The sequence below is a fragment of the Streptomyces sp. NPDC001920 genome, assembly GCF_053594495.1.
Map to the genome: position 1 here is coordinate 119,029 of NZ_JBSFEP010000024.1, position 12,694 is coordinate 131,722.

Annotated in this window: 11 protein-coding genes and 1 pseudogene; 2 read left to right on the forward strand and 10 right to left on the reverse strand. The window is 69.8% G+C overall.

Features of this window, described 5'->3' with window-relative positions:
* Positions 1 to 122: 122 nt before the first annotated feature.
* The 3 genes from ACWCPI_RS33105 to ACWCPI_RS33115 all read right to left on the reverse strand — a co-directional run bounded on the left by ACWCPI_RS33105 (position 123) and on the right by ACWCPI_RS33115 (position 3,632).
* Entirely contained in the window at positions 123 to 1,229 is a 1,107-nt protein-coding gene (locus ACWCPI_RS33105; RefSeq protein ID WP_451041642.1) for a ricin-type beta-trefoil lectin domain protein, read from the reverse strand.
* A gap of 189 nt (positions 1,230 to 1,418) precedes the next feature.
* A complete protein-coding gene (locus ACWCPI_RS33110; protein ID WP_451041643.1) occupies positions 1,419 to 1,562 on the reverse strand; it encodes a hypothetical protein in 144 nt (47 codons plus the stop codon).
* A 711-nt stretch (positions 1,563 to 2,273) separates the two neighbouring features.
* On the reverse strand, positions 2,274 to 3,632 hold the full coding sequence (locus ACWCPI_RS33115; protein ID WP_451041644.1) for a glycoside hydrolase family 43 protein: 1,359 nt from the start codon (positions 3,630 to 3,632) through the stop codon (positions 2,274 to 2,276).
* Between the two features lie 496 nt (positions 3,633 to 4,128).
* Between ACWCPI_RS33115 and ACWCPI_RS33120 the strand changes: the two genes are divergently transcribed.
* Complete coding sequence (locus tag ACWCPI_RS33120; protein WP_451041645.1) at positions 4,129 to 5,559, forward strand: glycoside hydrolase family 43 protein; 1,431 nt, start codon at positions 4,129 to 4,131, stop codon at positions 5,557 to 5,559.
* Between the two features lie 491 nt (positions 5,560 to 6,050).
* Here ACWCPI_RS33120 and ACWCPI_RS33125 read toward each other — a convergent pair whose 3' ends face one another.
* From ACWCPI_RS33125 to ACWCPI_RS33155, 7 genes are all read right to left on the reverse strand, one after another.
* Positions 6,051 to 6,926, reverse strand: coding sequence for a glutathione S-transferase C-terminal domain-containing protein (locus tag ACWCPI_RS33125; protein ID WP_451041646.1), 876 nt, complete (start codon positions 6,924 to 6,926; stop codon positions 6,051 to 6,053).
* A 515-nt stretch (positions 6,927 to 7,441) separates the two neighbouring features.
* Positions 7,442 to 7,714, reverse strand: coding sequence for a hypothetical protein (locus tag ACWCPI_RS33130; protein WP_451041647.1), 273 nt, complete (start codon positions 7,712 to 7,714; stop codon positions 7,442 to 7,444).
* An 81-nt stretch (positions 7,715 to 7,795) separates the two neighbouring features.
* A complete protein-coding gene (locus tag ACWCPI_RS33135; protein WP_451041648.1) occupies positions 7,796 to 8,959 on the reverse strand; it encodes an LLM class flavin-dependent oxidoreductase in 1,164 nt (387 codons plus the stop codon).
* A gap of 26 nt (positions 8,960 to 8,985) precedes the next feature.
* Positions 8,986 to 10,182: an SfnB family sulfur acquisition oxidoreductase gene (locus ACWCPI_RS33140; RefSeq protein WP_451041649.1), complete on the reverse strand. Its 1,197-nt coding sequence runs from the start codon at positions 10,180 to 10,182 to the stop codon at positions 8,986 to 8,988.
* On the reverse strand, positions 10,179 to 10,736 hold the full coding sequence (gene ssuE / locus ACWCPI_RS33145; RefSeq protein ID WP_451041650.1) for an NADPH-dependent FMN reductase: 558 nt from the start codon (positions 10,734 to 10,736) through the stop codon (positions 10,179 to 10,181). The genes ACWCPI_RS33140 and ssuE overlap by 4 nt, the downstream gene beginning before the upstream one ends.
* 39 nt (positions 10,737 to 10,775) lie before the next feature.
* Complete coding sequence (sfnG, locus tag ACWCPI_RS33150) at positions 10,776 to 11,903, reverse strand: dimethylsulfone monooxygenase SfnG (protein WP_451041651.1); 1,128 nt, start codon at positions 11,901 to 11,903, stop codon at positions 10,776 to 10,778.
* A 210-nt stretch (positions 11,904 to 12,113) separates the two neighbouring features.
* A complete protein-coding gene (locus tag ACWCPI_RS33155) occupies positions 12,114 to 12,194 on the reverse strand; it encodes a putative leader peptide (protein ID WP_351078001.1) in 81 nt (26 codons plus the stop codon).
* A gap of 139 nt (positions 12,195 to 12,333) precedes the next feature.
* Here ACWCPI_RS33155 and ACWCPI_RS33160 point away from each other — a divergent pair.
* Positions 12,334 to 12,516, forward strand: a pseudogene (locus tag ACWCPI_RS33160) (LysR family transcriptional regulator); the annotation flags it as partial.
* Between the last annotated feature and the right edge of the window lie 178 nt (positions 12,517 to 12,694).

Genomic DNA, 12,694 nt, shown 5'->3' on the forward strand with positions numbered 1-12,694 from the left:
TGGTGGGTGTCCACAGCGACCGCGCCGGCGCGCGCCGTGCCGGACGTGGACATCCCGGGATGCGGCACCGGTGTCCTGCCGGGGTCCGTGCCCGGAGGGGGCTCGGACCCCGGGCGCGGGGTTCATCCGGCGGTCAGAGTGGTCCACTTCTGGTTGGAGCCGCCGTTGCAGTCCCACAGCACGAGCTGTGTGCCGTCGGTCGTGGAGGAGCCCGGGACATCGAGGCAGCGGCCGGAGGCGGGGTTGCGGTAGCCGCCGTTGTAGGGCTGCCAGACCTGGTTGGCGCCACCGTGGCAGGACCAGATCTGCACCTTGGTGCCGTTGGCGGTGCTGCCGCCGGCGGCGTCGAGGCACTTGCCCATGGAGCGCAGGGTGCCGTCGGTGTAGAACGACCAGAGCTGGTTGGGGCTGCCGCTGCAGCCCCAGCTCTGGACGGTGGTCCCGTCGGCGGTGCCGGCTCCGTTGACGTCCATGCACTTGCCGGCGATGCCGGACCGCACGGGGGCGGGGGCGGGCGCGGGGTTCTTCAGCCACCCGGCGCTGTCCGCGGCCTGGACACCGCGGTGGAAGGCAGCGGCCATCTTCTCGTAGCCCGAGTCGTTGGGATGCAGGGGATCGGCCAGGTCGGCCGTGGTCAGGCTGCTCATGTCGACGAACGCGACCCGCTTGCCCGCGGCTTGGGCGTCGCTGACGATGCGGCGGACGGCCTGGTTGTACGTGCCCCGCCACTGCTCCTCCGAGCTGCTGGTGGACACGACCAGGGAGGCGACGAGGACGGTTGCGTCGGGGACGTCGGCGGTGATCTGGCTGACCAGCGACCTCAGCCGGGCGATGGCGGTGTCGACCTCCGAGGCTCCTTGGAGGTCGTTGGTACCGATGTGCAGCGTCACGACGTTGGGCCGGTAGCGGGTCAGCGAGGCGTCCGCGAGTGCGGCGATCTGGTCGATGCGGTATCCGGAGTGGCCTTCGTTGTCGGGGTCGGACATCGAACCGCCCCGCACCGTGCCCACGAAGTCCAGCGGATGACCGTCCGCCGCGAGCTTGTTCCACAACGGCCCCCGGTAGCCGTTGCCCGTACTGCTTCCCACACCCCACGTGATGGAGTCACCCAACGGCATCACCCGCAAAGGCGTGTCGGAGGCGGCGGAGGCAGGGGCCACCCCTGCCGCTGTCACCCCGAGCGTGGCGGCGACGAGCGTGACCAGGGGGAGAACCCAGGACTTTCTCATGCGGTGCTCTCTCTTTCGTGAGTGATTGCTGATCGGCGGGGCTGGTCGCCGCACGGCCGTACCAGGGCGTGGTGCGCGACGCCCCCCTCGGCTGCCGGGTGCGGGGTCTCCGTGCTTCGACGGGGTGCCCCGGAGCGGGGCCATGATCTTGAAGGGGCGCCGGTACCGAGCTTCTCCGGAACCGAGGCTTCAGTGCCGCAGGTCGACCTTGCCGGTGCAGCCGGCCGCCGAACCGTTCTTCGACGGCAGGTCCGGCTCGGCGATCGCACCGGCCACACAGGTCGGGAGCAGCCTGTCGGCGGCCTTGCCGGAGGAGGCGGCGTTCGGCGTCATTGCGTCAACCCTTCATGGCGCACCTGGACACCCGGCGGTGGGCCGTCGGCTGCGGTGTCGTGACTGGAGCTGGCCGAGCTGAGGGAAAACATCCCATTACTGCGATGTCACACGTAGTCGAAGCGCTTCGATACCGCTGCGAGGTTAAGTGAAGGCATGCGGGCGCACAAGAGTCGCTTCCAAGATTCCACCGGGGCACGGGAAGAGGCTCACCGCACTACTGTGCGTGACACAACGATGCGGCCCTCTTGAGGTGCCTTACTACTCCGACGCCATCGAAGCGCTTCGAACTACCCCCCTCCCCCACCTCAGGGGAATCCCAGGCGTCGGAACCCACGCCGCACAGACCAACCACGTTCCGCGAACTCGGCTGCCGTTCGCGAGTTACGGCCCAGCCGCGCCCACAGGACGAGAAGAGCAGGGTCTACTACGCCACCGGATTCTCCGGCAAGGGCTTCAAGTGGCCGCCGGCTACGGCCATATCGCCGCACACGAGGCGCTCGGCGAACAGACCACCGGGGGCCTGGACTTCGTGCGTCCGGACCGCTTCAGGACCAGGTAGCCCACCCGCAGAGACGACCTGCTCGACACAAGCCCCTGGAGCAGGCGCTTGGATCCGACCAGAAGTGGACCACTGCGACCGCCGGATGACACCGGCTCCCGGGATCTGGGCCTGACGGGCTCAGATCCCGGGAGAACATCGCGGACGGGTCAGGCCCAGGGGCCGCCCACCGTGAAGGAGCTGTCGGCGCGGAAGGCGTCGGTGTTCTGGTACGGGTCCACGCGCAGGGCGTAGTTGTAGTGGCGGATGTAGCGGCCGGGGTAGTTGTACGACTCCAGGCGGACGGAGCCCGAGGCGCTGCCCGGGCGGGCGCAGTAGGTGGCGTCCTTCTTGAAGGTGTCGGTGCCATTGCTGCTGTCGAAGCGGACCCGGAAGTCCCAGTGGCGGAGATAGCGGCCGGCGGAGTCGCGGAAGGAGTAGCAGTTGGCGTCGGCGAGGCCGGGTACGACGGTGAAGGTGGCGCTCTGCTTGACGGCGGTGCTGCTGGTGGTGCTCACCGGGTCGATATAGCCGAGGCTGTCGGGGCGTACCACGGCGTACCGGCCGGGGAAGTTGACCGACTGCAGTGACCTGGTGGTGTTGGTGGGCAGGGTGACACCGCCGGGGACCGTCTCCTTCAGCACGGTGGCGTGGCGTATGAAGCCGGTCAGGCCGGGCACCTCGGTGGGCGTGGTCCAGGTGGCGAAGTTGTCGTAGCTGTCGCTGTACCAGTACTTCCCGGCGCGGTAGCCGTCGTAATAGATGCGCCAGCCGCCGTTGTCGAGCTGGACCAGGGCCGGGCCCTCGACCCAGTCTCCGAACCCGGCCCAGTTGCCCGTCTTCCGCATGGTGTAGGGGCCGGTGAGGCTGGAGGCGGTGGCGTACTCGATGTACTTCGTCGTCTCGTTCTTGGTGAACGCGTGGTAGGTGGAGCCGATCTTGACGATGAAGGTGTCGATGTAGTTCGGGCCGATGCCGGACAGTTGAGTGGGCGCGGACCAGGTGGTCAGTGCGGAGTTGGTCGCCGTGATCTTGTAGGCGGTGAAGTGGGTGGCGGTGCTCGCCGACGTCAGGGACATGATGACGTTGACGCTGCCGTCGGTGTCGATGAACCACTCGGGCGCCCAGGTGCGGGTCAGCCCGCCGATCGGGATCGTGTAGTTGTACAGGAACGTCCAGTTCACCCGGTCGGTGCTCCGGGCGAAACCGATCGTGTTCCCCGTCCAGTTCGTGGTGTAGGTGAGGTAGTAGAAGCCGTCGGTGTGCTTGAAGATGCTGGGGTCGCGGATCAGCCCGGACGGCGGGGTGTAGGCGGGGCCTTTCTGCAGGGTGAATCCGGTGGCGTCCGGCGAGTCGTACACATACAGGTTCGACTCACTGCTGTTGGTGAACGCGGTCATCGTGTACCGCGTGGCCTGCCCGGCCGGCGGGGCGGCGGCGGAGGCGGTGCCTTCAAAGACGGCGCCGCCCAGCAGGACCAGCAGCAGCGGACCCAGCAGGGCGAGCAGCTTTCTCACGGTTCTGTTCAACTCTTCCTCCGGGCTCGGCCAGTCCGCTGGACCGATCGCCGTGACGAGGGATGATTGTTCGACATAACGAACAGCGTGCGGAACTTCGAGCAGAAGATAAGTTTGCGTCGTGGTTCCGTCAACGTTTCCGACGAGTACCGTTCGCGCGTTTCACGCCACCCGGATGCCGAAGAACCTGGTGGGCCTGTGCAACCCAGACCCCCTCTTCAGACCCCACGGGCTACTGCTGCCGCAGGTATTGACGCATCACGCGCCTCACACTTAACGTCTGTCCGGCTTTACGAACGACGTTCGATTTATCGGACAACTCAGCTCGGCGATCCCGCTCGCATCGACAACCGCTCGGTCGGCCCCCGCACCCCGACCGTCCTACTCGGGTGGCAAGCGTGCCGTCACCACGACGAAGCACACCGCATACGGGAGACCCGCGTCACCCGGATATCAGTCGGCCCCCTCCGCGCCCGGTTGTGGCCATTGCAGAACGACAGGAGGAGACATGTCCGCGCTTCGCGCCCGGCTGTCGGCGATACTGCTCGCCGCGTGCCTGCTCTTCACAGGCCAAGCCTTGACCACACCGGACCGGGCGGCCGCGGCCGACCCGGGCTACCTGATGACGCACTTCATCGGGGAGGGGTCGAACGCTCAGCAGATCTACTTCTCGTACAGCGCGGACGGCCTGAACTGGACTGACCTCAACGGCGGCGGAATCGCCCTCCGATCCACGGTCGGCACGAAGGGGGTGCGCGACCCCGCACTGGTGAGATCCCCGAACGGTGACAAGTACTGGATCATCGCGACCGACCTGTGCATCAGCTGCGGGCAGAACTGGGAGGACTCCATCAACAACGGCAGCCGCAACCTCGTGGTGTGGGAGTCGACGGACCTGATCAACTGGTCCGAGCCGTGGCTGCTCAACGTCGCCGGCGCGATCCCCGACGGACGCAACGCCTGGGCCCCGGAAGCGCACTTCGACCCGGCCACCAACAACTACGTCCTGTACTGGGCGACTAACAAGCCGGTCGACGGCGTGAAGAAGCACCGCATCTACTACGCCCACACCAGCGACTTCCGCTCCATCACCACCCCGCAGACCTACATCGAGCGCCCCGGCATGCAGGAAATCATCGACACCCAGATCGTCGAGATGCCGGCCGGCGTCGGCAACTACCGCTACGTACGGGCTTCCGGCGACGGCCAGATCACCCTCGAAGGCAGCAACTCGATCCTCGGCACCTGGACCCCCCTCGGCAACCTCTCCGGCATCGGCCTGACCGGTGCCCAGGTCGAGGGACCGATGTGGATGAAGTTCCGCGACCGCAACGAGTGGGCGCTCTACCTCGACCAGTACTCCTCCGGACGCGGTTACATGCCGGTCTCGACGACCAACCCCTCGGCCCCCGGCACCTACCAGCTCCCGGCGTCCGGCAGCTACGACATGGGCGTCAACAAGAAGCGCCACGGCTCGATCCTGCCCCTCACGGCCGCCGAGGAGTCCCGCGTGCTCGCACGCTGGACCGACATCCCGGCCAAGCGGCTCCAGTCGTTCAACTTCCAGGACCGGTACGTGCGCCACGCCGGCTTCGACGTGCGCATCGACCAGAACATCACCGGCCCCGACGCCCAGTTCCGGCTGCGGCCCGGCCTGGCCGGCTCCGGCACCGTCTCCTTCGAATCAGTGAACTACCGCGGGTACTTCCTGCGGCACTCCGGATACGACTTCCAGTTGGTCCGCAACGACGGCACCGCCCAGTTCGCCGCAGACGCCACCTTCCGGCAGGTCGCGGGGCTCGCTGACGCGAGCTGGTCGTCCTTCCAGTCGTACAACCATCCCGACCGCTACATCCGCCACTACGCCTACGAACTCCGCCTCGACCCGATCACCACCGCGACAGGACGCGGCGACGCCACCTTCCGCGTGACGAACTGACCCGCACCGACAGGGATGCCGGCGCCTCCGCGAGAGCGCCGGCATCCCCTTTTCCGACCAGTGGACGCGACGATCGGCGCCGCTGCCGACGCCGGTCTCGGCGAGGTCACCGCCACCGCCGGTGCCGCCGCCGAAGGCCCTCCAGGACCGGTTGTGTACTGCCGCAGGGAGGTGGACATGAGCGCCTCGACGTCCGGGTCGTCCACTTCGCCCGCGAGGATCGCCTTGTGCTGCTCTGGCCGCATCCCGTGCCGGATCGCCGTGGGCGCCGTCCCCGAGCGGTGCGTGCGGACGCGGCCGCCGGGACGGCCGACGGCCCGCCCGCTCGCCACCAGGTCCGCGGGGAAACGGAAGTGCTCGTCGAAGGGGTTGGCGGTGGCGGTGTCCGTCATGGCACGGGACGCTGTGCGGCAGTGCGGGGCGGATGGTGGGGGCAGGATTGCAGTCGCATGAAACCGCCGGAGGCCGGGCGTCCACGTCCCGATTCCCGGTCAGCCGGGCCGCCGTGCCGGCTCCGGTGCCTCATGGCGTGCGTACGCCGCCCAGTCCACGATCTGCACCGCCGCGCCCGCTGCCTCCTCGCCCCGGCAGTGGGCGTGGTGCCTGCGGGCGATGCCGTCCAGGTCGAGGTGGGAGCCGAAGGCGGGGTGCGCCGTCAGACGCCGTGCGTACGCCCACAGACGGGGGTGGTCGGTGATGCGGTGCACGGCGGCGGCGTCCAGGTGGTGGCGGTGCACAGTGTCCAGCTGGACCAGTGCTACCCACAACTGCACGTCGGCGAGGGTGAGTTCGCCACCCAGAACCTGCTCCCGGGAACGGAGCCGCCACTCCAGCACGTGCATCGCGCGCAGGAGAGTGGCCAGGGCGATTTCCCGTGCCGCCGGGTCGCCTCCGGACTCGCCGGCACGCTGGGCGGCCCAGGTGATGCCCCGCTCGCAGAGCCGGCCGACGGCCTCGATCGCCTCCTCGGCGCCGCGCGGGTGGAGATCGGGGCCATGGCCACCGAACTGCCGGGCGAGGTCCCGCAGGATGTCGGGGGTGTGGGTGCTGACGATCCTGCCGGTCCAGTCGTCGCTGAGGACCGGCGCCACCGTTGGTCCGGGATGCTGGTGCGAGCCGGCCTCGTACAGCGGGCGCAGCGCACGATGCCCGCCGTCCGGGGCGTCGGGCACGGCGGGCAGCAGCGTCACCGGGAGAGTGTCGTCGAGGCCGAGCAGGCTGTGCGTGACGGCGATCTGCAGACACTGTGGACAGGACGGCGAGAGGTGGAGCCGGTAGCGGTGCGGCACAGCGTAGTAACCGCTGCGCGCGTCACAGCCGATCCTGCTCCGGAAGGACGGCACGGCTGTCGGGGATGAGGCGGGCATACGTCTCCCTCGAAGTGCTCGGTCACGGGCATACGACGGCGACGGCGCGCGACGGCTTCGGCGCGGCCGGAATGCGGTAGGGGCAAGGGAGGGTCAGGCGGGGGCGGGGCCACCGGCGGGCGGGAAACTTGCCGCACTGCACACACGTACGAGGTCGATGTGGCGGCGGGATGTCAGCAGGGGCAGCGGCCGGACGGCGACACGGACAGCGTCGCTGCCGAGGACCGGCGCAGCACCATCCATTTTTCCCTACCAATTCACTAGGATTCCCGTAATGGAGTGTCAGGCCCCGGCCAAGCCGCGTCAAGAGGCCCGCACAAACCGCACCGGGACGTCTCACCACGTGAGAGGGTGCGGGCCGACCGGCGCGGTCAGGCCGCGCGGCCGGTCTCGCAAACGGCGAGCGGTGCGCGGACCGCTTCGACGGCGGCACCGGTCAGCGAGGGGTCCGCACCATGCCCGGGGCGCGCGCTGAGCCGTACCGGAGAGACAGAGGGCATGCCCTCGACCGGGGGTCAGCCCGTCGGGGTGCTGGCCGCCGGGCACCGTGAGCAGCGCGGCGCCGCGCGGGCCGCGCCCAGGACGCCCGCAAGACATCCGGCCTCGGCGACGACGGTGTCCTGGGTGCGGTCGGCGGCCAGCGCGGCAAGGGCGCGGCGGCGGATGACACCCGGTTCGTTGATGGCGACCGGCGTCAGCGGGGCGGGTGCGACGGGCGGCTTCCAGCCCGGGGCGGCGTACCGACGCGGCGGCAGTTCACCCTCCGAGGGTGGTGCGTCCCGTGTCACGGAGGGGCGGCCTCGCGGGCGAACTCGACGGCTGACTCGGCAGCGAGGGCGTCCGCCTCGGCGCGTCGGCGATCACGTGGGTCATCGCCGGGCCCCGGCGTCCGCGAAGGGGATCTGAGCGACGGGTTTTGCCGCCGTCGCGCCGTGGAACGGATGGTTCCACAGCCCGCGCGCCTGAAGCCGTGGCAGGACGCCCTCGCCGAACCAGTACGCCTCCTCCAGGTGCGGGTAGCCGGAGAGCACGAACTCGTCGATGCCGAGGGCGTGGTACTCCTCGATGCGCTCGGCGACCTCGTCATGGCTGCCGACCAGTGCGGTGCCCGCGCCGCCGCGGACCAGGCCGATGCCGGCCCACAGGTTGGGGTGGATCTCCAGCCGGTCGCGGCCGCCACCGTGCAGGGCGAGCATGCGCTGCTGCCCCTCGGACTCGCTGCGGGCGAGCCCGGCCTGGACCGACCGCACGGTTTCCGGGTCGAAGCCCTCCAGGAGACGGTTCGCCTCCGCCCAGGCCTGCTCGGCGGTGTCGCGGGTGATGACGTGCAGCCGGATCCCGAAGCGCAGGGTGCGGCCCTCCTTGGCCGCCAGCCCTCGGATCCAGGCGATCTTCTCGGCGACCGCGGCCGGTGGCTCGCCCCAGGTGAGGTACACGTCGACGTGCTTCGCCGCGACCTCCCCGGCGACGGGCGAGGACCCGCCGAAGTACACCTCCGGCACCGGGTCGGGCAGCCGGGCCAGCTCCGCCTCCTCGACCCGGAGGTGCTCACCCGCCAGGTCGACGGTCTTCCCCTGCCACAACCCCCGGACGATCTCCAGGAATTCGCCGGTCCGGCGGTAGCGGGCATCCTTGTCGAGGAAGTCGCCGTAAGCCTTCTGCTCGTGGCTCTCGCCGCCGGTGACCACGTTGAGCAGCAGCCGTCCGCCGGTCTGCCGCTGGAAGGTGGACGCCATCTGCGCGGCGAGCGTCGGCGAGACGAAACCGGGCCGGAAGGCGACCAGGAACTTCAGCCGCTCGGTGTTCTGGCTGACCATCGCCGTGGTCAGCCACGCGTCCTCGCACCAGGCGCCGGTGGGGGTGAGCGCCCCCACGAAGCCCAACTCCTCCGCGGCACGGGCGATCTGGCTCAGATAGGCGACCGTCGGTGGCCGGTCACCGCCGGTCGTGGTGACCGGGGTGCCGTGGCCGCCGCCGACGACGTGGCGGCTGTCGCCGTTGGTGGGCAGGAACCAGTGGAAGGTGAGGGTCACTTGGGCCTCCGGTGGGGATTGGTTCGTCAGAGCAGGCCGTGCCGGGGCGGCCGTGTGCCGTTGAGCAGGTGACGGCCGATGTGCTGGACCTTCCAGCGGGCCGGGTCGTGCAGCGTGTGGGTGCGAGCGTCGCGCCAATGGCGGTGCAGGCCCAGGGAGTCGAGCGCCGACCGGGTGCCGGAGACCTCGAAGAGGGCGCTGCCGACCTCCAGGGCCGCCTCCGCCGCCGTCACCTTGGCCGCAGCCACCGCGATGGACGCCTCCGCGGCGGAGTCGTCGGTCAGGTCGGCGCGGGCCGCGTCCACGGACCTCGCCGCGGTGGCGAGCAGCGCGTCGGCGGCCCGGACGCGGATCGCCAGTTCACCGAACCGCTGGATCAGCAGGGGGTCCTCGGCGGCGGTCGGGTGGCCTTCGTCGACGCTCTCGAACCAGGGGCGGCTCTTGGTGCGGACGAACTCCACGGCCTCGGCCAGTGCTCCGGCGGCGATCCCGGCGTCGATGGCGGTGTGCAGCAACTGGGCGACTGCTCCGTGGAGTTGGGGGCCCTGGAAGGTGAGGTGGTGCGGCACGACCCGGTCGGCCGCCACGGTCACCGACTCCAGGCGGACGGTTCCGCTGGCGGTGGTGCGCTGGCCCATGCCGTCCCAGTCGTCCACGACCGTGAGGCCGGGCGCGTCGCGGGGCACGTAGGCCACGTGCGGGTTGTCGTCGTCGGCGCGGGCGAGGACGGGGATCCAGTCGGCGAACAGCGCGCCGGTGGAGTAGTGCTTGACGCCGTCGAGGACGTACGACCCGTCGGGGCGCCGCGCGAGCCGCGTACGGATGTCCTGCACATGGCTGGTGCCCGCCTCGGACTGGGCGTTGCCGAACCGCTTGCCCGCGAGCACCTCGCCGAAGAAGAACTCCTTCTGCGCCTGCGTCCCCTGCCGGCGGAGAACGTTGACGTACACGAAGTGACTCTGCGGGATCTGGGCGAGGCTCGCGTCGGCCGAGGCCAGCAGCCGGAAGATCTCCGCGAGCGTCCCGGTGCTGACGTCCGCGCCGCCGAACCGCGCGGGCACCGTCACGGCGAGCAGCCCGGACGCGGACAGCCGCTCCAGTTCCGTGTGCGGCAGCCGCCGCCGGGCGTCCCGCTCGGCGGCGTCCTTGCGGAAGTCCGCGGCCAGTTCGGCGGCGACGGCGAGGGCCTCGGCATCATCGGCGATCACGGCCGCGGCGCTCATCCGGTGGCCGCCAGCAGGGTCGGGCGGCCACCGAGCGCCAGCGAGAACTGGTCGGTCACCTGGGCCAGGGCCTCGGCGGGGCCCGGTGCGACGGACAGGGTGCCGTCGTCGGCCACGCTGATGTCCTTGTCGAGCGTGAACCAGCCGGGCGTGATGTGGGCGGGTCCCATGGAGTTCAGCACGGGGCGCAGGGCGTAGTCGATGGCCAGGACGTGGGCGGTGGTGCCACCGGTGGCCAGCGGCAGGACGGTCTTGCCGGCCAGCGCGTACTGCGGGAGCAGGTCCAGCAGCGCCTTCAGCAGCCCGGAGTAGGCGGCCTTGTAGACGGGGGTGCCGATCACGACCCCGTCCGCCCGTTCGAACAGGGCGGTGGCCTCGACGATCGCCGGATGCCGGAAGTCGGCGTGCAGCAGGGCCTCGGGCGGGAGCGTACGGACGTCGAAGGGGATGACGTCGTGCCCCTGGGCCCTGAGCCGGCCGTCGAGGTGGCGCAGCAGCCGGGCGGTGCGGGAGGTGACGGAGGGGCTTCCGGAGACGGACAGAACGGTGGCCATGCGAGGACCTTTCAGGGACGTGTCGGATGCGGATGGCGGTCAGACTCGGGCGTCGACGGGCTCGGACTCGGCTTCCCGGGCCTCCAGTTCACGGACCAGGGGCAGCACCCGCTTGCCGAAGTACTCGACCTCCTCCAGGTAGTGCAGGAAGCCGAGGAGGAAGAGGTCGACACCGAGGCGCTTGTAGGCGACGATCCGCTCGGCGATCTGCTCGGGGGTGCCGATCAGGCCGGTGCGGAAGCCGTCGTTGTACTGGACGAGGTCCTCGAAGGCGGAGTCCTGCCACATGCCCTTGCCGTCGGTGGTGGACTGTCCGGCCTGCTGGACGGCGTCGCGGAAGCCGTGCACGGCCTGGGTATCGGCCTTGGCGACGATCTCGCGGAGCGTGTCGCGGGCCTCGGCCTCGGTGTCGCGGGCGATGAGGAAGCCGTTCAGGCCGAACTTCGGTGGCCTGCGGCCCGCTCGGGCGGCGGAGGCGCGCACGTCATGGATCTGCTCGGTCACGCCGTCGAAGTCCTTGCCGTTGGAGAAGTACCAGTCGGAGACGCGGCCGGCCATGGCGCGCGCGGCGGTGGAGTTGCCGCCCTGGAAGATCTCCGGGTGCGGCCGCTCGGGGGTGTTGAGCGGCTTGGGCTTGAGGGAGAAGTCGCGCAACCGGTAGAAGTCACCGGCGAGTTCGGTGTGGTCCTCGGTCCAGATCTGCCGCAGGGCGCGGATGAACTCCTCCGAGCGGCGGTAGCGCTCGTCGTGCTCCAGCCAGGGCTCGCCCAGGGCGGTGAACTCGCCCTTGAACCAGCCGCTGACGACGTTGACGGCGAACCGGCCGTTCGACAGGTGGTCGGCGGTGGCGCCGAGCTTGGCGAGGACGCCCGGGTGCCACAGGCCGGGGTGGACGGCGGCGATGACCTTCAGGCGCTGGGTGGCGAGCAGCAGGGCGAGGCTGAAGCTGGTCGACTCGTGCTGGTACTCGGCGCCGTAACTGGCCATGTAGCGGACCTGGCTGAGGGCGTAGTCGAAGCCGTTGTTCTCGGCGAGCACGGCCAGTTCGCGGTTGTAGTCGTAGCCCCAGTCTGTGCGCTGCTCGATCGTGCTGGTGACCAGGCCGCCGCTGACGTTCGGCACCCAGTAGGCGAAGCGGACGGGGTCGGATCCGGGCGGTACGGGCATGGGGGACTCCTCGCGGGAATACGCACGCGAAAAAGGGCGCGGACGGTGACAGGGAAACGTGTTCAGTGATCGGGATTCAGACGTGCGGGGACGACGTGCCCGGGAAAGACGGAATCACCACGGAAGACGGCCGGTGGTGGAATTCACGAAGCCGGTGGTGGAATCTGCGAAGGAAGATCGGCGCGGGTGCGAGGGTTTCCCTCGGTGCGCTCAGACCCGACAGCGACAGCAGGAGCTGGAGACACGCGCGAGGTCGACGTGACGTCGCCGCGTGAGGTCCTGTCGCTTCATGCCTTCGATCAAAGCAGCGGGGAGTCCGGCCGGTCAAGAATGCCCGGATGTCATTCCACATGCTGAGAGTCGGTATTCACGAGGTTGTGACAGGGATTCCCTTGAACGTGACGTGCGGGGACCGGCAGCCTTCCTTGGCGTGCGTATCGAACAGCTCGAATACATCGCCGCCGTCACCCGGTTGGGGTCGCTGCGACGCGCCGCCGAGGAACTGCACCTCTCCCAGCCCGCACTCAGCGAAACCGTGCGCAACCTTGAGCGCGAGCTCGGCGTGGACCTGCTGGAACGCAAGCGGTCCGGGGCGAAGATCAGCGACGAGGGCGCTTCAGTGTCATCGGCGATCCCCTGGAACGGCGGGGCACCATCACCGTACGGCCGCTCGCCGGGGACGCGACCGACGTACTGCTGGTTATGCAGCGCCGGCACTCCGGTTCCGTCCCACGGGCCGTCCGCGATCTGCACGAGCTGTTCGTGCGCAACGCCCGTGCGTACCGCGCCCC